This window comes from Paraburkholderia mimosarum LMG 23256 = NBRC 106338, assembly GCF_000739815.1.
Lineage (GTDB): Bacteria > Pseudomonadota > Gammaproteobacteria > Burkholderiales > Burkholderiaceae > Paraburkholderia > Paraburkholderia mimosarum.
Genome location: NZ_BBJJ01000017.1, coordinates 111,022 through 131,906 on the forward strand (window position 1 = coordinate 111,022; position 20,885 = coordinate 131,906).

The 20,885-nt window shown below is 65.4% G+C and carries 19 protein-coding genes; 3 read left to right on the plus strand and 16 right to left on the minus strand.

What is annotated here, in order from left to right:
* Positions 1-13: 13 nt before the first annotated feature.
* Complete coding sequence (locus tag BMI01S_RS15030; RefSeq protein ID WP_028212876.1) at positions 14-1,174, minus strand: PA0069 family radical SAM protein; 1,161 nt, start codon at positions 1,172-1,174, stop codon at positions 14-16.
* A 113-nt stretch (positions 1,175-1,287) separates the two neighbouring features.
* Positions 1,288-1,776: an Lrp/AsnC ligand binding domain-containing protein gene (locus tag BMI01S_RS15035; protein ID WP_028212875.1), complete on the minus strand. Its 489-nt coding sequence runs from the start codon at positions 1,774-1,776 to the stop codon at positions 1,288-1,290.
* Between the two features lie 178 nt (positions 1,777-1,954).
* On the opposite strand from BMI01S_RS15035, the gene BMI01S_RS15040 reads away from it, so the two are divergent.
* Positions 1,955-3,241, plus strand: a complete 1,287-nt coding sequence (locus tag BMI01S_RS15040) for a D-amino acid dehydrogenase (RefSeq protein WP_028212874.1) — start codon at positions 1,955-1,957, stop codon at positions 3,239-3,241.
* Positions 3,242-3,318: 77 nt separating this feature from the next.
* Here BMI01S_RS15040 and BMI01S_RS15045 read toward each other — a convergent pair whose 3' ends face one another.
* From BMI01S_RS15045 to BMI01S_RS15070, 6 genes are all read right to left on the minus strand, one after another.
* Positions 3,319-5,106 (minus strand): acyl-CoA dehydrogenase, encoded by a 1,788-nt coding sequence (locus BMI01S_RS15045; protein WP_028212873.1) that lies wholly within the window; start codon positions 5,104-5,106, stop codon positions 3,319-3,321.
* Positions 5,107-5,328: 222 nt separating this feature from the next.
* A complete protein-coding gene (locus BMI01S_RS15050; RefSeq protein WP_042289684.1) occupies positions 5,329-6,264 on the minus strand; it encodes an electron transfer flavoprotein subunit alpha/FixB family protein in 936 nt (311 codons plus the stop codon).
* A 15-nt stretch (positions 6,265-6,279) separates the two neighbouring features.
* The gene (locus tag BMI01S_RS15055) at positions 6,280-7,029 is read right to left on the minus strand and encodes an electron transfer flavoprotein subunit beta/FixA family protein (RefSeq protein WP_028230526.1); all 750 of its coding nucleotides are present in this window, start codon (positions 7,027-7,029) and stop codon (positions 6,280-6,282) included.
* Positions 7,030-7,242: 213 nt separating this feature from the next.
* Positions 7,243-8,040, minus strand: a complete 798-nt coding sequence (locus tag BMI01S_RS15060; RefSeq protein WP_028211708.1) for a MetQ/NlpA family ABC transporter substrate-binding protein — start codon at positions 8,038-8,040, stop codon at positions 7,243-7,245.
* Positions 8,041-8,097: 57 nt separating this feature from the next.
* Positions 8,098-8,751: a methionine ABC transporter permease gene (locus BMI01S_RS15065; RefSeq protein ID WP_028211707.1), complete on the minus strand. Its 654-nt coding sequence runs from the start codon at positions 8,749-8,751 to the stop codon at positions 8,098-8,100.
* The gene (locus tag BMI01S_RS15070) at positions 8,741-9,775 is read right to left on the minus strand and encodes a methionine ABC transporter ATP-binding protein (protein ID WP_028211706.1); all 1,035 of its coding nucleotides are present in this window, start codon (positions 9,773-9,775) and stop codon (positions 8,741-8,743) included. The genes BMI01S_RS15065 and BMI01S_RS15070 overlap by 11 nt, the downstream gene beginning before the upstream one ends.
* Before the next feature lie 352 nt (positions 9,776-10,127).
* On the opposite strand from BMI01S_RS15070, the gene BMI01S_RS15075 reads away from it, so the two are divergent.
* On the plus strand, positions 10,128-10,976 hold the full coding sequence (locus BMI01S_RS15075; RefSeq protein ID WP_028211705.1) for an alpha/beta hydrolase: 849 nt from the start codon (positions 10,128-10,130) through the stop codon (positions 10,974-10,976).
* Positions 10,977-10,990: 14 nt separating this feature from the next.
* Here the strand turns inward: BMI01S_RS15075 and BMI01S_RS15080 are convergent, their stop codons facing one another.
* Both BMI01S_RS15080 and BMI01S_RS15085 read right to left on the minus strand, forming a co-directional pair.
* Complete coding sequence (locus BMI01S_RS15080) at positions 10,991-11,803, minus strand: enoyl-CoA hydratase (protein WP_028211704.1); 813 nt, start codon at positions 11,801-11,803, stop codon at positions 10,991-10,993.
* 54 nt (positions 11,804-11,857) lie between these two features.
* The gene (locus tag BMI01S_RS15085) at positions 11,858-12,784 is read right to left on the minus strand and encodes a histone deacetylase family protein (protein ID WP_028211703.1); all 927 of its coding nucleotides are present in this window, start codon (positions 12,782-12,784) and stop codon (positions 11,858-11,860) included.
* 208 nt (positions 12,785-12,992) lie between these two features.
* On the opposite strand from BMI01S_RS15085, the gene mltB reads away from it, so the two are divergent.
* Complete coding sequence (gene mltB, locus BMI01S_RS15090; RefSeq protein WP_081715972.1) at positions 12,993-14,360, plus strand: lytic murein transglycosylase B; 1,368 nt, start codon at positions 12,993-12,995, stop codon at positions 14,358-14,360.
* A gap of 75 nt (positions 14,361-14,435) precedes the next feature.
* On the opposite strand, the gene cysM is transcribed toward mltB, so the two are convergent.
* From cysM to lapB, 6 genes are all read right to left on the minus strand, one after another.
* Positions 14,436-15,338 (minus strand): cysteine synthase CysM, encoded by a 903-nt coding sequence (gene cysM / locus BMI01S_RS15095; protein WP_028211702.1) that lies wholly within the window; start codon positions 15,336-15,338, stop codon positions 14,436-14,438.
* A 253-nt stretch (positions 15,339-15,591) separates the two neighbouring features.
* On the minus strand, positions 15,592-15,954 hold the full coding sequence (locus BMI01S_RS15100; RefSeq protein WP_028211701.1) for a ComEA family DNA-binding protein: 363 nt from the start codon (positions 15,952-15,954) through the stop codon (positions 15,592-15,594).
* A 73-nt stretch (positions 15,955-16,027) separates the two neighbouring features.
* Positions 16,028-17,020, minus strand: coding sequence for an ADP-glyceromanno-heptose 6-epimerase (rfaD, locus tag BMI01S_RS15105; RefSeq protein ID WP_028211700.1), 993 nt, complete (start codon positions 17,018-17,020; stop codon positions 16,028-16,030).
* Between the two features lie 105 nt (positions 17,021-17,125).
* Entirely contained in the window at positions 17,126-18,130 is a 1,005-nt protein-coding gene (gene rfaE1, locus BMI01S_RS15110; protein WP_154671194.1) for a D-glycero-beta-D-manno-heptose-7-phosphate kinase, read from the minus strand.
* On the minus strand, positions 18,102-19,499 hold the full coding sequence (locus BMI01S_RS15115; protein WP_028211699.1) for a UDP-glucose dehydrogenase family protein: 1,398 nt from the start codon (positions 19,497-19,499) through the stop codon (positions 18,102-18,104). Before BMI01S_RS15115 ends, rfaE1 begins: the two co-directional genes overlap by 29 nt.
* A gap of 197 nt (positions 19,500-19,696) precedes the next feature.
* Entirely contained in the window at positions 19,697-20,872 is a 1,176-nt protein-coding gene (gene lapB, locus BMI01S_RS15120; protein ID WP_028211698.1) for a lipopolysaccharide assembly protein LapB, read from the minus strand.
* Positions 20,873-20,885: the final 13 nt, after the last annotated feature.

Below are 20,885 nucleotides of genomic sequence, written 5' to 3' on the forward strand. Positions count from 1 at the left end.
GCGACCCACTCGCTCAGAACAAGTCGAGCTGCGGTTTTTCGCTCACCGCTTTCACCGCTCGAGCCTGCACGAACGCCGACATGTCGAGAATGCCGTGGCGCCGCTCGTTGAGCCCGAGCCGCCGCACGGCATTGTGAAAGCGCTGCTTGAGCAGATCGGCCCAGAGCCCCGTGCCCTTCATGCGCTGCGAGAACGCCGACTCGTAGTCCTTGCCGCCGCGCATGTCGCGCACGCGGCTCATCACGCGCTCGGCACGCTGCGCAAAGTGCGCCGCCAGCCAGTCCTGGAAGAGCGGCGCGACTTCCCATGGCAGGCGCAGCACGATGTAGCTAGCGCTCGTGGCGCCAGCCTCGGCGCAGGCTTCGAGCACGCGCTCCATGTCGGGCTCGGTCACGAACGGGATCACCGGCGCGATGCTCACGCCCACCGGCACGCCCGCTTCGGCCAATGTGCGGATCGTGCGCAGCCGTCGCGCCGGCGTGGCCGCGCGCGGTTCGAGCGAACGCGCGAGTTCGGCGTCGAGCGTGGTGATCGTGATCGCGGCCATGAACTGCTTGCGCGCGGCCATCGGCGCGAGCAGGTCGAGATCGCGCTCGATCAGCGAGGACTTCGTGATGGCCGCGAACGGATGCTGGCGCTCGGCCAGCACCTCGACCACGCGCCGCGTGATGCGCAGTTCTCGCTCGACGGGTTGCCAGGCATCGGTGTTCACGCCCAACGCGATCGGCTCAGGCTCGTAGGACGGCTTTGCGATCTCCCTTGCGAGCAGTTCGGGCGCGTTGACCTTCGCGTAGATGCGGCTTTCGAAGTCGAGCCCCGGCGAGAGGCCGAGATAACTGTGCGTGGGCCGCGCGAAACAGTAGATGCAGCCGTGCTCGCAACCGCGGTAGGGATTGAGCGAGACGTTGAACGGGATGTCCGGCGACTGGTTGCGCGTGAGGATGCTTTTCGCGCGTTCCTCGAAAACTTCGGTCCGCAGCGCGGGCTCGACGGTTTGCTCGCCATCGGGCGCCTCGCCGCCCGGGTGCTGCCATCCGTCGTCGAAGGCTACACGCTGGTCGACTTCGTAGCGCCCTTGCAGGTTCGTGACCGCACCGCGCCCCTTGCGTGCCGTGGGCGGCGCAATGGGGTACCAGGTAGCGGCATCGGGATCGGGGTGACGGGAATCGCTCACGGCAAAGGCGGAACAGACAGGGAAACGCGGCTCGATACTGTACAAATATACAGTATCGAGCCGCGTTGTCGAGTCCTAAAAACGGGGCGCTTTCAGTTGCCTCGCACGCCTCGTCATTCACCCACGGCGATCGTCAGCGTCTCCTTGATCTCTTCCATCACCACGTAGCTTTTCGACTGCACCGCGCCCGGCAGCTGCAGCAGGATGTCGCCGAGGAGCTTGCGATAGTCGGCCATCTCGCCAATGCGCGCCTTGATGAGATAGTCGAAGTCACCCGACACGAGGTGACATTCGAGCACCTCGGGGATCTTCTGCACCTCGCGACGAAACTGGTCGAACATGTTGCCGCTCTTGTGGTCGAGCGTGATTTCCACGAACACGAGCAGCGCGGCCCCCAGCACCGACGGATTCACGCGCGCGTAGTAGCCGGTGATGACACCGTCGCGCTCCATGCGCTTCACGCGCTCGATGCACGGCGTGACCGAAAGCCCGACCTGTTCCGCCAGGTCCTTCATGGCCATCCGGCCGTCTTCCTGGAGCAGCTTGAGGATGCGGTGATCGAGCCGGTCGAGCGCGCGGACCGGTTGGCGCTGCGTTCTCATGATTTAATCCTGAAAACCTGAAAAATACGATAACAAAACCTGGACGTACCGCAATAGTATAGCTGCAAATACTGGCTATACCCGGATTTTCGTGCCTTCCGCCCTATCGGTGCCACAACACCGCGCTTCGGGCTCCCGGCAACGCGGCATAGCCCCCACGAATCTATATGGAGCAGCTATGCGAGTCGTCATCCTGGGCAGTGGTGTGGTCGGTGTGGCCAGCGCCTGGTATCTCGCCCGCGCGGGCCACGATGTCACGGTGATCGACCGCGAGGCCGGTCCCGCGCTCGAAACCAGTTTCGCCAACGCCGGCCAGATCTCGCCGGGCTACGCCGCGCCGTGGGCCGCGCCGGGCGTGCCGCTCAAGGCGATCAAATGGATGTTCGAGAAGCACGCGCCGCTCGCCATCCGGCTCGACGGCACGAAATTCCAGTTGCAGTGGATGTGGCAGATGCTGCAGAACTGCACGACCGAACGCTATGCGCTCAACAAGGGCCGTATGGTGCGCCTCGCCGAATACAGCCGCGATTGCCTGCAGGCGCTACGCGCCGACACGGGCATCCAGTATGAAGGCCGCACGGGCGGCACGCTGCAGGTGTTCCGCACGCAGCAGCAATTCGAAGGCGCGGCGAAGGACATCGCCGTGCTGAAGGACGCCAACGTCCCGTACGAACTGCTCACCGCAGCCGAACTCGGCCGCGCCGAACCGGCGCTCGCCGCGGTTTCGGGCAAGCTCACGGGCGGCCTGCGCCTGCCGGGCGACGAAACCGGCGACTGCCAGATGTTCACCACGCGCCTCGCCGCGATGGCCGAACAACTGGGCGTCAAGTTCCGCTACAACACGCCGGTAGACGGCCTCGTCATGTCGGGCGATCGCATCGCGGGCGTGCAATGCGGCGCCGAACTCGTGCGCGCCGATTCGTATGTGGTCGCACTCGGTTCGTTCTCCACGAAGATGCTCGCAGGTCTCGTGAAGATCCCCGTGTATCCGCTCAAGGGTTACTCGATCACGGCGCCGATCGTCAACGCCGATGCCGCACCCGTCTCGACCGTGCTCGACGAAACCTACAAGATCGCGATCACGCGCTTTGACGACCGCATCCGCGTGGGCGGCATGGCCGAGATCGTCGGCTACGACAAGACGCTCAAGCAGGCGCGTCGCGAAACGCTCGAAATGTGCGTGAACGACCTGTTCCCGGGCGGCGGCGACACGACCCAGGCCACCTTCTGGACCGGTCTGCGCCCGATGACGCCGGACGGCACGCCGGTCGTAGGCCGCACGCCGATCCCGAACCTGTTCCTGAACACGGGCCACGGTACGCTCGGCTGGACGATGTCGTGCGGTTCGGGCCAACTGCTCGCCGACCTGATCTCGGGCAAGCAGCCCGCCATCCGCGCCGACGACCTTTCGGTGCACCGCTACCTCGGCGACACGCAGGGCGCGCATCGTCCGGCTTACGCCTGAGCCAGACTCTGTGCGTGAAAGAACACGGCGCCTCGAGGGCGCCGTGTTTCATTGGGCGCGCGAATGGGCGGACGTCGTCAGAACTGATCCTCCGCCAGCGCCAGCACGCCTTCGCTGCCGTTCGCGCTGACGATCGCCGCTTCGAGCGCCACCGCCTGGGGCAACACGTGCTGCGCGAAGAACTGCGCTGTGGCGATCTTAGCGCCGTGGAACTTCGGATCGTCGTGCATGAGGCGCTGCGAGGCGAGCATGGCGCGCGCCATCTGCCAGCCGCCCAGCACGATTCCCGCGAGCTCTAGATACGGCACGCTGCCCGCGAACACGGCGTTGGGATCGCGCTTCGCGTTCGCCAGCACGAAATCCACGGTCGAAGCCAGCGCGTCCTTGCCGAGCGCGAGGTGCTTGCGCATCGACTCGAACGCCGCGCCTTGCTGTGCGCCGAGCGCGTCCACGGTCTGCGAGATATCGGCGAGCAGGGCCTGCGCCGCCGCGCCGCCGTCGCGCAGCGTCTTGCGCCCGATGAGATCGTTGGCCTGAATCGCCGTCGTGCCTTCGTAGATCGGCAGGATGCGCGCATCGCGGTAGAACTGCGCCGCGCCGGTCTCCTCGATAAAGCCCATGCCGCCGTGCACCTGCACGCCGAGGCTCGTCACCTCCAGCGCAAGCTCGGTGCTCCATCCCTTCACGATTGGCACGAGGTACTCGTAACGCGCCTGATGCCGCGCGCGGGCCGCCTCATCGGGATCGCCGTGCGCGCGGTCGCTCTCCCCCGCCGCGACGTAGGCGAGCGCACGCGCGGCTTCGGTGAGCGCGCGCATGGTCGCGAGCATGCGCCGCACGTCGGGGTGATGGATGATGGTCACCGCCGCTTTCGCGGAACCGTCCACCGGGCGGCTTTGCACACGTTCCTTCGCATAGGCGAGCGCCTTCTGGTAGGCGCGATCCGAAATGGCCACGCCCTGCATGCCCACGGCGAAACGCGCCGCGTTCATCATGATGAACATGTACTCGAGGCCGCGGTTCTCCTCGCCGATCAACTGGCCGATCGCGCCGCCATGATCGCCGAACTGCAGCACGGCAGTCGGGCTCGCCTTGATGCCTAGCTTGTGCTCGATCGACACGCAATGCACATCGTTGCGCGCGCCGAGCGAGCCATCTTCGTTGACGAGGAACTTCGGCACGACGAAGAGCGAAATGCCCTTCACGCCTTCGGGCGCCGTGGGCGTGCGCGCGAGCACGAGATGGACGATGTTCTCCGCCATGTCGTGCTCGCCCCAGGTGATGAAGATCTTCGTGCCGAACAGCTTGTAGGTGCCGTCGGCTTGCGGCTCGGCGCGCGTGCGCACGGCGGCGAGGTCCGAACCGGCCTGAGGCTCCGTGAGATTCATCGTGCCGGTCCAGATGCCCGAGATGAGCCGCGGCACGAAGCGTTGCTTTTGCGCTTCGCTGCCGGCGGTGAGCAGCGCTTCGATCGCGCCGTCGGAAAGCAGCGGGCACAGTGCGAACGAGAGATTCGCCGCGTTGAGCATTTCCATGCACGGCGTACCGACGAGCTTCGGCAAGCCCTGTCCTTCGTATTCCTGAGGATGCTGCACGCCCTGCCAGCCGCCTTCCACGTATTGCCGGAACGCCTCCTTGAACCCTGGCGTCGCGTGCACGTTACCGCCTTCCCAGCGGCTCGGATTGCGATCGCCTTCGGCGTTCAGCGGCTCCAGCACTTCGCCGCATAGCTTCGCGGCCCCCTGCAGGACGGCTTCGACGGTTTCGGGCGTGGCATCCTCGCCGCCCGGCAACTTCGCGATCTCCTCGAGGCCGGCCAACTCCTTCATGACGAACAGCATGTCGCTCGTGGGCGCCTGGTACATGGCAGTCTCCTCGTGTGTCGACCGGACCGGGCGCTCGAGCGCTGGGTCCGCTCCCATGCAATGCACGGCCAGTGTTGACACCATGGTGCCTGGATCTGGCCACATCCAGCCTACGCCGTCCAAATGACAAAGGGGCGCCGCGGCGCCCCTTTGTAGCTTCGTCTCACGCCGCGAGGTCGTTCATCTTTCGCAGCGCCCGGTAGCGTATTTCACCGGCCAGCTTCAGCCGAGTTCGTTGACGAGTTCCGGCACGAGCGTGAACAGATCGCCGACGAGACCGTAATCGGCCACGCTGAAGATCGGCGCTTCTTCGTCCTTGTTGATCGCGACGATGACCTTGGAGTCCTTCATGCCTGCAAGGTGCTGGATCGCGCCCGAGATGCCCACGGCCACATACAGTTGCGGCGCGACGATCTTGCCGGTCTGGCCGACCTGGTAGTCGTTCGGCACGAAGCCCGCGTCCACGGCGGCGCGCGATGCGCCGAGTGCTGCATTGAGCTTGTCCGCGAGCGGCTCCAGCACCTTCGTGTAGTTCTCGCCGCTGCCCAGACCCCGGCCACCCGAGACGATGATCTTCGCGCTCGTGAGTTCCGGACGGTCGAGCTTCGTGACTTCACGGCCGACGAACTGCGAGAGGCCGCTGTCTGCTGCCGCTTCGAGCTTCTCGACCGCCGCACTGCCGCCTTCGGCCGCGACGGCATCGAACGCCGTCGTGCGGACCGTGATGACCTTGATTGCATCGGCCGATTGAACCGTTGCAATCGCGTTGCCCGCATAGATCGGACGCTCGAAGGTGTCCGGCGAATCGACTGCCGTGATGTCGCTGATCTGCGCGACGTCGAGCTTCGCGGCGATACGCGGCGTGACGTTCTTGCCCGCTGCCGTTGCCGGAGCCAGGATGTGCGAATAGTTCTTTGCGATGCTCAGGACCGTCGCTTCGACGTTCTCGGCGAGACCCTGTTCGAGTTGCGGCGCATCGGCGAGCAGCACCTTCGCAACGCCTGCGATCTTTGCTGCCGCGTCTGCTGCGGCCTGTGCGTTGTGGCCCGCGACCAGCACGTGCACGTCGCCGCCAATCTTCTGTGCTGCGGCAACCGTGTTCAGCGTTGCGGCCTTGATCGACTGATTGTCGTGTTCTGCAATAACCAGATTCGTCATTTTCGTCTGCTCTCCTTACAGCACCTTGGCTTCGGTCTTCAGCTTCTCGACCAGCGTCTTCACGTCCGGCACCTTCACGCCAGCCGAACGCTTGGGCGGCTCGGCAACCTTCAGCGTCTTCAGACGCGGCGTGACGTCGACGCCGAGGTCCTCGGGCTTGATCGTCTCGAGCGGCTTCTTCTTCGCCTTCATGATGTTCGGCAGCGTGACGTAGCGCGGCTCGTTCAGGCGCAGGTCGGTCGTGACGACTGCGGGGAGCTTCAAGGACAGCGTTTCCGCGCCGCCATCCACTTCGCGCGAAACCGTTGCCTTGCCGTCGGCGACCACGACCTTCGATGCGAACGTCGCCTGCGGCAGGTTCGCCAGCGCGGCGAGCATCTGGCCGGTCTGGTTCGAATCGTCGTCGATGGCCTGCTTGCCGAGGATCACGAGCTGCGGCTGTTCCTTGTCGACCAGCGCCTTCAGGAGCTTGGCCACGGCCAGCGGCTGGAGGTCTTCGTTCGACTCGATCAGGATCGCGCGATCGGCGCCGATCGCCAGCGCCGTGCGCAGCGTTTCCTGCGCTTGCGCGACACCCGCGGACACGGCGATCACTTCCGTCGCCACGCCCGCTTCCTTCAGGCGCACCGCCTCTTCCACGGCGATTTCGTCGAACGGGTTCATCGACATCTTCACGTTCGCAATGTCGACGCCCGTGCCATCCGACTTCACACGAACCTTTACGTTGTAATCGACTACGCGTTTCACTGGCACAAGGACTTTCATTCACATGCTCCGAAGTTACGAATACGTCAACCTGGCGGACATTATAGCGAGAGCCCCGCAGGGCAGATCTGCCACCAGCAATTTTCACGAACAACCGCTGCCGCAACCCGGCTGTCGGTAGCGAACGATCGTGCTATTTTACGTTGCAAAAAACCCGGGCATCAAGCCCGGGCGCCGAAAAATATCGCTGATTTCATGGCAAAAAAGGGGCGCTTACCATGAGGTGATGACCGCGCCACCGAACTTCGTTTCGATGTACTGCTTCACCTCCGGCGAGTGGTAGGCGGCCACCAGCTTCGCCACCCAGGGCTTGTTGCGATCGGCTTCGCGGATCGCGAGGATGTTCACGTACGGGCCCTTCGGATCCTCGATGGCGATCGCGTCCTGTTTCGGCTTCAGGCCGGCTTCCATCGCGAAGTTGGTATTGATCGCGGCGGCGTCCACGTCGTCGAGCGAGCGCGGAATCTGCGCGGCGTCCAGTTCGACGATCTTCAGCTTCCTGGGGTTTTCCACGATGTCGAGCGGCGTCGCCTTCAGGCCAGCCTCGCTGCGCAGCTTGATGAGGCCTTGTTTCTGCAGCAGCAGCAACGCCCGGCCACCGTTCGTCGGGTCATTGGGCACTGCGATACGCGAGCCCGGCTTCAGCTCGGCGAGCGACTTGATCTTCTTCGAGTAAATGCCCATCGGGAACGTGACCGTATCGGCGATCTTCACGAGCTTGTAGCCGCGATCCTTCACCTGCGCGTCGAGATACGGTGCGTGCTGGTAGCTGTTCGCGTCGAGGTCGCCGCCCGCGAGCGCCGCGTTCGGCTGCACGTAGTCGGAGAACTCGACGATCTTGATGTTCAGCCCGTTCTTCGCGGCCACGCTCTTCACGACTTCCATTACCTGCTCGTGCGGGCCGCCCGTCACGCCGACCTTGATGGTGTCGTCCGCGTGGGCCGCCAGCGGTGCGATGAACACAGCCGCACCCAGGGCGGCCGCGAACCGGATCACGAAACGTCGTTGCATATCCAAACCTTTGTTTTGTGGAGTTGTGTCGATCGAAAGAACGCTTGCTGCAGGGGCTTATTTGTGGCTCAAGCGCCGCACGAGCCAGTCGCCGAACGACTGCACGAGCTGCACGAACACGATCAGGATCACGACGACGATCAGCATGACTTCAGGCTCGAAGCGCTGATAGCCATAGCGGATGCCGAGGTCGCCCAGCCCGCCGCCGCCGATCGCGCCCGCCATCGCCGAATAGCCGACGAGCGAGATGAACGTGATGGTGAGCCCCGCCACGACGCCGGGCAGCGACTCGGGCAGCAGCACCTTGAAGACGATCTGGCTCGTGCTCGCGCCCATGGCCTGGGCGGCTTCGATGAGGCCGCGATCGACTTCGCGCAGCGCCGTTTCCACGAGCCGCGCGATGAACGGCGCAGCGGCGATGGTGAGCGGCACGATGGCGGCCGCCGTACCAATCGACGATCCCACCACCAGACGCGTGAACGGAATCACGGCGACGAGCAGGATGATGAACGGCGTCGAGCGCACGGCGTTGACGACCACGCCCATCACGCGATTCGCAGCGATGTTCTGCAGCACGCCATTGCGGTCGGTGAGATAGAGCAGCACGCCGAGCGGCAGGCCGATGGCCGCGCCCACGAGCCCCGAGATGCCCACCATGACGAGCGTCTCCCAGAACGACTGGACGAACATGTCGAACATTTCACTCCACATGGGACAGCTCCTCCACCACGACGCCTTGCTCGCGCAGCCATGCGATGGCCTGCGCCACCTTCACCGGATCGCCGCCCGCGAGCACCGCGAGCGAGCCGAACGCCTGCCCCTGGATCTCGTCGATCTGGCCGTGCAGGATGTTGAAATCGAGTTCGAAGCGGCGAATCGTCTCCGATAGCACGGGCTGATCGACGCCCGTGCCCTTGAACGCGAGACGCAGCAAGTGGCCGCTGCCTTTTGCGAGGTGCTCGGCCACGCGCGCCTTGAGCGCCGGCGGCAGCTCCTGGGCGATGACGTCGCCGAGCAGCGCACGCGTGACTTCATGGCGCGGCTGCAGAAACACGTCGATGACGGGACCGCTTTCCACCACACGGCCCGCATCGAGCACGGCCACACGGTCGCAGACCTGTTTGATCACTTCCATCTGGTGCGTGATCATCACGATGGTCAGGTTCAGCTCGCGATTGATCTTGCGCAGGAGGTCGAGAATGGCGCGCGTGGTTTCCGGGTCGAGCGCCGAGGTCGCTTCGTCGGAGAGCAGCACTTTCGGCTTGCTCGCGAGCGCGCGTGCGATGCCGACGCGCTGCTTCTGGCCGCCGCTGATCTGCGACGGATAGCGGTCCTTCTGCGCGCTCAAGCCGACGAGTTCGAGCAGGGGCAGCACCGTCGCTTCGATCTCGGCGCGCTTCACGCCGGCGAGTTCGAGCGGTAGCGCGACGTTGTCGAACACGGTGCGCGACGACAGCAGGTTGAAGTGCTGGAAGATCATGCCGATCTCGCGCCGCGCTTCGCGCAGGTCGCCGGACGAAAGCGACGTCAGCGCGCGACCGTTGACGACGATATCGCCTTCGGTTGGACGTGTGAGCAGATTGATGGTACGGACGAGCGTGCTCTTGCCGGCGCCGCTGCGCCCGATGATGCCGAACACTTCGCCCGGTGGAACCGTCAGATTGACGTTGTGCAGCGCTTCGATCCAGCCTTGTGGGCCGGCGAAGCGCTGGGACACGTTTCGAATTTCGATCATGGAAAAAACGAAACGGCGGGTGCGCCGCGCGCCGCTCACGTAGCCCGCCCTTTTGGGTTTCGGGAAACGCGTCGCGCCGGCAGACAGCCGCCGTTTGCTAGTTTGCTGGACTGGATTCAGGCCGGCATTTTACCCTGGCATGTAAAATTCCTTTTAATAATCAATTTCGATACTTTCATGACTTTGAGACATTAGAGGCCGCCGGCAGGCCGCCGGGGCTCAAGAGGCCGTACACTGCCTGGCCACGCACTGACGAACGATACCGACAATGAACGGCGAGCCTGGGAGGGAGATGGAGACCAGTCAGCAGAGCGGCCCAATACACGCCACCGGGTCCACCGAACCGGCGACATTGCGTACGCGTGACGGCGTCGAACTACCGCTTTACGTCTGGCGTTCGAACGCGCCGCCGCGTGCGGCGCTGGCGCTGGTTCATGGCCTCGCGGAACACGCGGGCCGTTACGCTTCGCTCGCCGCGCGACTGAACGCCGCTGGCATCGATGTCTATGCGATCGATCTGCGGGGCCACGGTCACGCTCCCGGCCGCCGCACGTGGGTCGCGCGCTTCGACGAATATCTCGACGACGTGGAGGCGCTCGTCGCCTACGCGAGCGCGCAGTGCGCCGCCGGTGCCGCGGGCGCCAGTGCGCGCACGCCGCTCTTCCTGATGGGCCACAGCATGGGCGGCGCGATCGCCGCGCTCTACGCGATCGAGCGCCTGCCGCAATCGCGTGTGCCGCTGGCGGGCCTTCTGCTTTCGAGCGCGGCGCTCGCGCCGGGCCGCGACGTTCCCGCGTGGATGATTGGCGCGAGCCGCATCATCAGTGCAATCTGGCCGCGCTTCCCGGCCATGAAGATCGACGCCGCGCTGCTCGCGCGCGACCCCGCGGTGGTCGAAGCGAATCGCGCCGATCCGCTCGTGCATCACGGCGCGATTCCCGCCCGCACGGGGGCGCAATTGCTCGAAGCGATGCAGCGCATCGAAGCGGGCCGCGCGCAATTGCGCGTGCCCGTGCTGGTCTGGCATGGCACCGCGGACAAACTCACCGAACCCGAAGGCAGCCGCGAATTCGGCGCGAACGTGGGATCGCCCGATCGCACGCTCACGCTGTATGAAGGCAGCTATCACGAAACGCTCAACGACCTCGATCGCGAACGCGTGATCCGCGCGCTGATCGACTGGATCGACCCGCGCTGCTGAGCGGCCGGACGCTGTTATCTTGCGCTGCGTTTTTCGATGAACGCCTGGACGCCGTCGAGGGCGGGGTCGGTCATCATGTTGCAGGCCATGGTCTGTCCGGCCAGCTGATATGCGGCTTCGATGCCCATTTCGAGCTGCCGGTAAAAGAGGCCCTTGCCGGCCGCGACCGCTTCGCGCGGCTTGGCGCAAATGCTCGTGGCCAGCGCCGTCACGGCGCCGTCGAGTTCGTCGGCGGGGACCACGCGGTTCACGAGGCCTTCGCGCTGCGCCTGCGCCGCGTCGATGAACTCGCCCGTCATCAGCATCTCGAAGGCCGCCTTGCGCGAGACATTGCGAGTGAGCGGCACGGCGGGCGTGGAGCAGAACAAGCCGAGGTTGATACCCGACACGGCGAAGCGCGCCGAATCGGCTGCGACCGCCAGATCGCACATCGCGACGAGCTGGCAGCCCGCCGCGGTCGCCACGCCCTGCACGCGCGCGATGACGGGCTGCGGCATCTTCTGGATCGCCAGCATCATCTTCGAGCAGCGCTCGAACAGCCTCGCGTAGTAGGCGTGCGAAGGTTCCGCGCGCATTTCCCTGAGATCGTGGCCCGCGCAGAACGCGCGGCCCGCCGCCGCGATCACGACGACGCGCGCATCGGAAGCGGCGAGCGCCGTGAGCTCGGCATGGAGCGCGTCGATGAGCGCCTCGGAAAGCGCGTTGAACGCGTCAGGGCGATTGAGCGTGAGGCACACGACGCCCGGCACCCCCCAGGCGTCATGCGCGATTTCGACGAGCGGCGCGCCCTCGGCCTGCGCTGGCGATGCGCTGGGATTTGCGCTCATGATGCGTGTCTCCTTCGTTCAGATGTGCGCGCCGCCTGGGGCACCGAGGGACGCCTAGATATCCGCCAGCACGCGCAGATGCGCGACCACGCTGCGCCCTAGCGCCGAGAGGTTGTAGCCGCCTTCGAGGCAGCTCACGATGCGCCCCTTCGCATAGCGGGCCGCAATCGTGCGGATCTGTTGCGTGATCCAGGCGAAGTCATCCTCCACGAGCCCCATGTTCCCCAGGTCGTCCTCACGGTGCGCGTCGAAGCCCGCCGAGACGAACACCATCTCGGGCTTGAACTCGTGCAGGCGCGGCAGCCACATGATGTCGATGGCCTCGCGCACTTCCATGCCCTTCGTGCGCGCCGCGATCGGCAGATTCACCATGTTCGGCGCCGGATTTTCGGCACCCGTATACGGATAGAACGGATGCTGGAAGAAGCTGCACATCAGCACGCGCGAGTCGCCCGCGAACGCCGCTTCGGTGCCGTTGCCGTGATGCACGTCGAAATCGATGATCGCCACGCGTTGCAGACCGTGGACTTCGAGCGCATGGCGCGCCGCGATCGCCACGTTGTTGAAGAAGCAAAAGCCCATCGCGCGCGCCGGTTCCGCGTGATGGCCGGGAGGCCGCACGCTGCAGAACGCGTTCTCGTAGCGGCCCGCGAGCACGGCATCGGTGGCGGCGATCGCCGCGCCCGCCGCGCGCAGCGCCGCCTGCCACGTGTGCGGATTCATCAGCGTGTCGGGGTCGATGCTCGCGTAGCCTTCCCTGGGCGCGGTGTTGCGGACGAAGTCGATGTGCGCCTGGGTATGCACGCGCAGCAGTTCTGCCTCAGCCGCGAGCGGCGCCGATTCGTCGCGCTCGATCAGCGCAGCGATGCGGCTGGCGATCAGCTGGTCTTCGATGGCCTGCAGACGCGCCGGACATTCGGGATGCCATTCGCCCATCTCGTGCAGCAGGAAGTCGGGGTGAGAGAAGAAACCGGTCGTCATGAGTCGCACTGGCCGCGGGCTTCTGGCGCGGCCGCGTGTCTCCTTGTGTCTTTTGTATGCCGGCGCGCCGGCTGGCGCGCCATCAGTCACCACGTTACCACAGCGACCCGACGCTCAGGCGCCGCCGCGCTCGCAGGGGTCCAATTCCCGCCAGGCGCTCGGTTATACTGCCCGGGTTCTTCCTGGCCCGCTCTCCCCCTCTTCGCTCATGACGCTCAACACTGCCCTGTCCGCCTCCGGCCGCCCACGCCGCACGACCCTCGCACTCGCGCTTTGCGTGGCGGCGTCGCTGTGCACCGGTGCCGTGCGTGCGCAATCCAACGCGCCGAAAACGCGACAGACGCCGCTTACGCTCGCGCAGGCACAGCCGCAAACGCCGACCCCGGGCCAGACGTTCGAAGAGGAAATCGTCCCGCAGCGCTACGCGAACAATCCCGACGTCGACGGCTTCATCAACGACATGGTGGCGCGCTACGACTTCGATCCCGCCGCGCTGCACGCACTGTTCGCGAGCGCCAACTATTCGGCGACGGCCGTGAAGCTCGTCACGCCCTCGCCCGTGCCGGGCATCAAGAACTGGCACGCGTATCAGGCGCGCTTCCTCGACCCGGTACGCATCAATGCGGGCGTGCGCTTCTGGCGCGCGAACCAGGCCACGCTGCAGCGCGCATCGGAAGAGTTCGGCGTGCCGCCGGAGGTGATCGTCGGCATCATCGGCGTCGAGACGATTTACGGGCGCTACATGGGCGATTTCCGCGTGCTCGACGCCCTCACGACACTCGCTTTCGACTACCCGAACACACCGAATCGCGCCGAGCGCATGGCAACGTTCCGCAAAAATCTCGAGGACTACCTCGTGTGGACGCGCGGCGCGCAGATCGATCCGTCGTCGGTGCTCGGCTCGTACACGGGCGCGATCGGCATTCCGCAATTCCTCCCGAGCAGCATCGTGCAGTACGCGGTCGACTACGAAGGCAACAACCATATCGACCTGCGCGGGAGCCAGGCCGACGCGATCGGCAGCGTGGCGAACTATCTGCGGCAGAACGGCTGGGAAACGGGACGCCCCGTCGTATGGAATATCGCCACCGATGCGGGTAGCCTGGGTATTGCGCAGGCTGCCGCGGACGGCAAGCCCGAACCGCGCTGGCCGCTCAGCCAGTTGCTGCGCTCAGGTCTCGTGCTGGACCAGCCGGACGTTGACATCGCCGCCGAGGCGAGCACGCCCGTCACGGTCATCGACCTGCCCACGCCGGGCCGCGGCACGGAGTACAAGCTCGGGCTCAAGAACTTCTATGTGCTCACGCGTTATAACCGCAGCTTCTTCTACGCGCTCGCCGTCTATCAGCTGGGCTTGCGCGTGAAGGCGCAGATGCTGGCGACGCAGCCGGGCGTGGGCGTGGGCCCGTCGAACGGTAATCGTGCCAGTGGTGGCAATGGTGGCAATGCCGGCAGTTCGAACGGTGCCAATGATGTCAATGGCGGCAACGCCAATGGCAATAGCAGCAACGGCACGAACAGCGGCGCAGGCAACGCAGGCGGCACGGGCGCGACGCCTGCGGGACAAGACCAATAACGCGACAGCGAGCCGAGCCGCACAAACGAAACGGCCTTCGGAACACCGAAGGCCGTTTTTGCATCGAGGCTTCGATCAGGCCGGGAACACGCCCGTCGACAGATACCGGTCGCCACGGTCGCAGACGATGAACACGATGGTCGCGTTCTCGACCTGGCGCGCGAGACGCATCGCCACCTCGCACGCGCCGCCCGACGAAATGCCGGCGAAGATGCCTTCGACCGAGGCCAGACGACGCGCCATGTTTTCAGCGGCAGCCTGGCTCACGTTCTCCACGCGATCCACACGGCTGCGATCGAAGATTTTGGGCATATACGCTTCGGGCCACTTGCGAATGCCCGGGATGCGCGAGCCCTCCTCCGGCTGCGCGCCGACGATCTCGATGGCCTGGTTCCTTTCCTTCAGGTACTGGGACGTACCCATGATCGTGCCGGTCGTTCCCATCGACGACACGAAGTGCGTGATGCGCCCTTCCGTGTCGCGCCAGATTTCCGGGCCGGTGCCCTCGTAATGCGCGAGCGGATTGTCGGGGTTGGCGAACTGATCGAGGATGATGCCCTTGCCGTCGCGCTGCATCTGCTCGGCGAGGTCGCGCGCATATTCCATGCCGCCCTTCACCGGCGTGAGCATGATTTCGGCGCCATACGCGGCCATGCTCTGGCGGCGCTCCACCGACAGATCCTCCGGCATGATGAGCACCATCTTGTAGCCACGGATCGCCGCCGCCATGGCGAGCGCGATGCCCGTGTTGCCACTCGTCGCCTCGATGAGCGTATCGCCCGGCTTGATGCGGCCGCGCTCTTCGGCCTTGCGGATCATCGAGACCGCCGGGCGGTCCTTCACCGATCCAGCCGGGTTGTTGCCTTCCAGCTTGGCCAGAATGACGTTGTTGCGGGCGCGGGTTTCATCGTCCGGCAAGCGGACGAGCTGCACGAGCGGGGTGTTGCCGATCGTGTCTTCAATGGTCTTGTAGGGCATGGGAATGGCGGTGAGGCGCGATGACGTGATCCGTCGATTCTAAACCACGCGGCCAGCGACCGCAGGGGACCCATGACGCCGGTATGGCCGCAGGCTGAAGCGCGAGGCGCCACGCAGGCAAAAAGCCCGCGGCCTGAGCCGCGGGTCGAAGTCGCGGGTGAAGTTCACCGAGGCGACACCTGAAGGAGACTGACGCCCCGTGACGCCGGTGCGCGAGGACGCACGACGCGCGGGGTAAAGCGCAAGAGGACGCCTACTTCTTGACGGCCACGGCAGGCGGCTGATGGGCAACCGGCTGCGCGGCCACCTTCCCAGACGTTGCCTGTGCAACTTTCGCCTGCGCCGCCTGGGCGTTCGCCGGGCCGACGGCCAATCCTTCGGCCTGCAAACGTTCGACAGTATGGCCGCCCATGCCCTTCACGCGCTTGCCGAGGTCGGCGGCATCCTTGTAAGGGCCGTGCGCACCGCGCTCGTCGAGAATGGCCTTGGCGCGCGCGGGCCCAATGCCCTTGATGCCGCGAAGCGCGTCTTCGTTCGCGGTGTTGACGTCGACGGCCGCTAGGGCGTGGCCGAACACGGCCAGGAGCGCGGCCGCCGCAAGGACTTTTCGGAACATGCTGGATCTCCCTGAAAACGCCGGCGACGATCGCCGGCGAGGAGAGTCCAGTTTAGGAAGTCGCGGCTTTGCGTTACACCTGGCCAGAAAGCCAACGTACGTAACGATCCACCCCTTCCTGCACCGTCAGGAACGGGGCGTCGTACCCCGCTGCGCGCAGCTTCGACTGGTCCGCCTGCGTGAAGCACTGATACTTGCCGCGCAGCGCATCGGGGAACGGAATGTATTCGATCAGCCCTTCCTTGACCTGCTCCGCGAGCGAGAGCGCGGGCTTGCCTTCCATCGCACGCAGTGTGTTCACCACGGTCGTCGCGATGTCGTTGAACGGCTGCGCGCGGCCGCTGCCCAGATTGAAGATGCCCGTTTTCTCCGGGTGATCGAAGAAGAACAGGTTGACCTTCACCACATCCTCGACCGAAACGAAGTCGCGCGTCTGCTCGCCGGGCGCATAGCCGTTGTACTCGCCGAACAGCTTCACGCGGCCTTCGGCGCGGAACTGGTTGAAGTTGTGGAACGCCACCGACGCCATGCGCGCCTTGTGCGTCTCGCGCGGGCCGTACACGTTGAAGTAGCGAAAGCCCGCAATCTGGCTTTGCGCCGTGGGCAGCACGCGGCGGATCACCTGGTCGAACAAGAACTTCGAATAGCCGTACACGTTCAGCGGCGCTTCCACTTCGCGTTCTTCGACAAAGCGCGTCGAGCCGCCATAGATCGCCGCCGACGACGCATACAGAAACTGCACGCGCTGCGCGAGGCATGCGTCGAGCACGGCGCGGCTGTAGCGGAAGTTGTTGTCCATCATGTAGCGGCCGTCGGTTTCCATCGTGTCCGAACAGGCGCCTTCGTGGAATACCGCGCGCACGTCGCCGAAATCGCCGCGCGCGAAGCGCTCGACGAACTCGGTCTTGTCGATGTAGTCGTCGATCTCGCAATCGACGAGATTCCTGAACTTGTCCGCGCGGGTCAGGTTGTCGACGGCGATGATGCGGTCTTCGCCGCGTTCGTTCAGCGCCTTGACGATGTTGCTGCCGATGAAGCCGGCCGCGCCGGTGACGATGAGGGTCATGATAGGTCTGCGGTGACGAGGTTCACACGAGGTTGATAGCCCGCCGGAATAACGCTCGGGAAATTCCGGCCGCGGCGCGAGCGCTGCGCGCTCGCGTGCACAACGTTATTGGAAGAGTTCGTCGTAGTCGACGGTGGCGGTACCCAGCTTGCCGACGACGATGCCAGCCGCGCGATTGGCGAGCGCGACACATTCGACGAGCGGCAGGCCCGCGCCCAGCATGACTGCGACGGTCGCGATCACCGTGTCGCCGGCGCCCGAGACATCATACACTTCGCGCGCGTCGGCCGCGGCGTGGAGCACGCCGGCGTCGGAAAAGAGCGTCATACCCTCTTCCGAGCGCGTGAGCAGCAGCGCATCGAACTGCAGTTCGCGGCGCAGCTTCGTCACGCGTGCATGGAGATCCTCCTCCGACTTCCACGTGCCCACCACTTCACGCAATTCCGCGCGATTCGGCGTAATGAGGCTCGCACCGCGATAACGCTCCCAGTCGTCGCCCTTGGGATCGACGAGCACTGCCTTGCCTGCGGCGCGCGCCTTCGCAATCATCTGCGTGACATGCGTGAGGCCGCCCTTCGCGTAGTCCGATAGCAGGATCACGTCGTACGTGGGCAGCAGCGCGTCGAAGCGGGCAAGGCCGGCGAGCAGGATTTCGTGCGCGGGTGTGTTCTCGAAGTCCACGCGCAGGAGTTGCTGCTGGCGCGAAAGCACGCGCAGCTTGATGGTCGTCGGCAACGCGGGATCGCGTTCGAGATACGCGTTCACGTTGCTCTCGCCCAGCAGCTCGATGATGCGCTCACCGGGTTCGTCGTGGCCCACCACGCATAGCAGGCCCGCATGAGCGCCGAGCGCGGCCGCGTTGCGCGCGACGTTTGCCGCGCCGCCAAGGCGGTCTTCCTTGCGTTGCACATGCACGACCGGCACCGGCGCTTCAGGCGAGATGCGATTGACGTCGCCGAACCAGTAGCGGTCGAGCATCACGTCACCAACGACCAGTACGCGCGAGGTAGCGAGTTTCTCGCGCGGCACGACGCGCACCTCTGGCGCGATCGGGGTTGCGAGCGCAGTCACAGCCGCGGCTTCAGGCTGCGGAGTTTGTGAAATTGACATGGGGCCGCCCAATCGAGTGATAGTCAATGCCGAGCTCCGCCATCGTGTCGGGCTCATAGAGATTGCGTCCGTCGAAGATCCGCGGCGCCTTGAGCACCTTCTTCAGGTGCGCAAAATCGGGCGCCTTGAACGCGGTCCATTCGGTGACGATCACGAGCGCGTCCGCGCCCATGAGCGCGTCGTCCTGGCTCGAAGCGAACGTGAGGCGCGCGTGTTGCTCGGGCGCGTGGGCCAGATCGAGCGCGAACACGCGCTGCGCCTCCTCGGCCGCCACCGGATCCCACGCTGCTACGGTCGCGCCGCGCGCAAGGAGGTCGGCGATCAGACGGCGGCTCGGCGCTTCGCGCATGTCGTCGGTATTCGGCTTGAACGCAAGGCCCCATACGGCGAAGTGCTTGCCGGTGAGGTCCGCGCCACACACCTTGGCGATCTTCTTAACGAGCACTTCCTTCTGGCTGTGATTGACCTCTTCGACGGCTTCGAGAACGCGCAGGTGCTGGCCCGACTCCGCGGCGGTGCGAATCAGCGCCTGCACGTCCTTCGGGAAGCACGAGCCGCCATAGCCACAGCCCGCATAGAGGAAGTGATAGCCGATGCGCGGATCGGAGCCGATGCCGCGCCGCACCGACTCGATGTCGGCGCCCACGCGGTCGGCGAGATTCGCCATCTCGTTCATGAACGAAATGCGCGTGGCGAGCATGGCGTTGGCCGCGTACTTCGTGAATTCGGCGGAGCGCACGTCCATGTAGATGGTGCGCTCGTGGTTGCGGTTGAACGGCGCGTACAGGCGTTTCATCTTCTCGCGCGCGGCGTTGCCGTGATCATCATCGTCGAGGCCGATGATGATGCGGTCGGGGCGCATGAAGTCGTCCACGGCCGCGCCCTCCTTCAGGAACTCGGGGTTCGAGACGACCGAGAAGCGATGGTCCGCGCTATGCGCGAGGCCGCGTTTCGCGAGCTCTTCGGCCAGCACGCCGTGCACGCGCTGGGCCGTGCCGACCGGCACCGTCGACTTGTCGACGACCACCTTGAAGCCGTTCATGTAGCGGCCAATGCTGCGCGCCGCTTCGAGCACGTACTGGAGATCGGCCGAGCCGTCTTCGTCGGGCGGCGTGCCCACGGCGATGAACTGCACTTCGCCGTGCTCGACGCTTGCCGGGACATCGGTGGAGAAGGTGATGCGACCCGCCGCGCGATTGCGCGCGATGAGCTCGAGGAGGCCCGGCTCGTGAATGGGCACGCCGCCGCCATTGAGGATGTCGATCTTGCGTGGATCGACGTCGAGGCAAAACACGTCGTGGCCGATTTCGGCAAGACACGCACCGGTAACGAGGCCGACGTAGCCGGTACCGACAATGGTGATCTTCATGGGCGCTCCGGTGACAGATGCTGGTGTTGAAATGACAATGCGGTACGGCCGGTTAGGTACGGCCGGTTAGCTACGGCCGGTCAGGTGCGGCCGGTCAGTGCGGCCGCTCAAGTACGTCCGGTCAGGTACGGCCGGTTAGGTACGGCCGGTTAGGCACGGCCGGCGAGCCGCGCGGCTCGGTGCGCGCGCCCGCGGGCTCAGCTCGACGCGGGAACCGGTTCGACGCGACGAGGCGCATAGGTTTCCCAGCCGCTGCAGCCCGGGCATTGCCAGTAAAAGAGGCGCGCCCGGAACCCGCAGTTCTGGCAGGTATAGCGTGGCAGATTTTTCGTGCGCTGCTGGAGCAGCTTGTGCATCAGTTCGAGTTCGCTGCGACGCGGCTCGTCGGCAGCGGCCTGCTGCGCCTCGAGCAGGCGCGACATGCCGGCGAGGTTCGGCGACTTCTGCATCTGCGCGCGGGCGAGCGCGTGTGCCGCATCGGCGCCGCGCAGCGCGGCGACGTACTTGTACGCGACGTCGAGCAGGTCGTTCGACGGATAGGCGTCGACCCACGTCGTGAGCAGTTCTGCGCCCTCTTCCGCACGCCCGAGCGCCTCGTAGGCCTTCATGACCTTTTCGGCAACGAGCGGCAGATAGGCCGGGTTTTGCGCCTCGACCTCGCGCCAGTGGCCGAGTGCCGTTGCGGAGTCGCCGCTTGCCGCATCGACGTCGCCCGCGAGGATCGTCGCGCGCACGTTCTGCGAATTGGCCTTGAGCGCGAGCGAAAGCTGGCGGCGCGCCTCATCGGGCTTCTTCTGCTGGAGCGCTTCCTGCGCGAGCTCGCAATGGAACTGCGCGATTTCGAGGTCGAGCGACGCCGCGCCCATGACTTCGAGTTGGCGCGCGGTGTCGATGCAGCGGTTCCAGTCCTTCTCGATCTCGTAGATCGCGAGCAGCGCGCGCTGCGCGCCGAGCGCGAAGTCGCCCGTCTTGAGCTTGCCGAACGTCTCCTCCGCGCGGTCGAGCAAGCCCGCCTTCAGGAAGTCCTGGCCGAGTTCATAGAGCGCGTGGTCGCGCTCGTTCACAGGCAGGTCGGAACGCGAAAGCAGATTCTGATGCACGCGGATCGCGCGGTCGGTCTCGCCGCGGCGGCGAAACAGATTGCCGAGCGCGAAGTGCAATTCCACCGTTTCGGGGTCGAGCTTGGCGACCTCGATGAACGCATCGATGGCCTTGTCCGGCTGTTCGTTGAGCAGAAAATTCAGGCCCCGGAAATAGGAGCGCGGCAAGTTTGCACTTTCGGAAAGCAGTGCCTTCAGGTCGTAGCGCGACGCCATCCAGCCGAGCGCGAAGGCAACGGGAATGACGAGGAGCCACCAGAAATCGAGATCCATGCGAGCGATGGTG

Excerpts from the sequence above, each read along its gene's own strand:
- BMI01S_RS15115 (WP_028211699.1), bottom strand. The coding sequence starts at position 19,499 with ATGAAGATCACCATTGTCGGTACCGGCTACGTCGGCCTCGTTACCGGT.
- BMI01S_RS15060 (WP_028211708.1), bottom strand. The coding sequence starts at position 8,040 with ATGCAACGACGTTTCGTGATCCGGTTCGCGGCCGCCCTGGGTGCGGCT.
- BMI01S_RS15035 (WP_028212875.1), bottom strand. The coding sequence starts at position 1,776 with ATGAGAACGCAGCGCCAACCGGTCCGCGCGCTCGACCGGCTCGATCAC.
- BMI01S_RS15080 (WP_028211704.1), bottom strand. The coding sequence starts at position 11,803 with ATGAGCGCAAATCCCAGCGCATCGCCAGCGCAGGCCGAGGGCGCGCCG.
- BMI01S_RS15040 (WP_028212874.1), top strand. The coding sequence starts at position 1,955 with ATGCGAGTCGTCATCCTGGGCAGTGGTGTGGTCGGTGTGGCCAGCGCC.
- BMI01S_RS15070 (WP_028211706.1), bottom strand. The coding sequence starts at position 9,775 with ATGATCGAAATTCGAAACGTGTCCCAGCGCTTCGCCGGCCCACAAGGC.
- BMI01S_RS15050 (WP_042289684.1), bottom strand. The coding sequence starts at position 6,264 with ATGACGAATCTGGTTATTGCAGAACACGACAATCAGTCGATCAAGGCC.
- mltB (WP_081715972.1), top strand. The coding sequence starts at position 12,993 with ATGACGCTCAACACTGCCCTGTCCGCCTCCGGCCGCCCACGCCGCACG.
- lapB (WP_028211698.1), bottom strand. The coding sequence starts at position 20,872 with ATGGATCTCGATTTCTGGTGGCTCCTCGTCATTCCCGTTGCCTTCGCG.
- cysM (WP_028211702.1), bottom strand. The coding sequence starts at position 15,338 with ATGCCCTACAAGACCATTGAAGACACGATCGGCAACACCCCGCTCGTG.
- rfaE1 (WP_154671194.1), bottom strand. The coding sequence starts at position 18,130 with ATGTCAATTTCACAAACTCCGCAGCCTGAAGCCGCGGCTGTGACTGCG.
- BMI01S_RS15100 (WP_028211701.1), bottom strand. The coding sequence starts at position 15,954 with ATGTTCCGAAAAGTCCTTGCGGCGGCCGCGCTCCTGGCCGTGTTCGGC.
- rfaD (WP_028211700.1), bottom strand. The coding sequence starts at position 17,020 with ATGACCCTCATCGTCACCGGCGCGGCCGGCTTCATCGGCAGCAACATC.
- BMI01S_RS15085 (WP_028211703.1), bottom strand. The coding sequence starts at position 12,784 with ATGACGACCGGTTTCTTCTCTCACCCCGACTTCCTGCTGCACGAGATG.
- BMI01S_RS15055 (WP_028230526.1), bottom strand. The coding sequence starts at position 7,029 with ATGAAAGTCCTTGTGCCAGTGAAACGCGTAGTCGATTACAACGTAAAG.
- BMI01S_RS15045 (WP_028212873.1), bottom strand. The coding sequence starts at position 5,106 with ATGTACCAGGCGCCCACGAGCGACATGCTGTTCGTCATGAAGGAGTTG.
- BMI01S_RS15065 (WP_028211707.1), bottom strand. The coding sequence starts at position 8,751 with ATGTGGAGTGAAATGTTCGACATGTTCGTCCAGTCGTTCTGGGAGACG.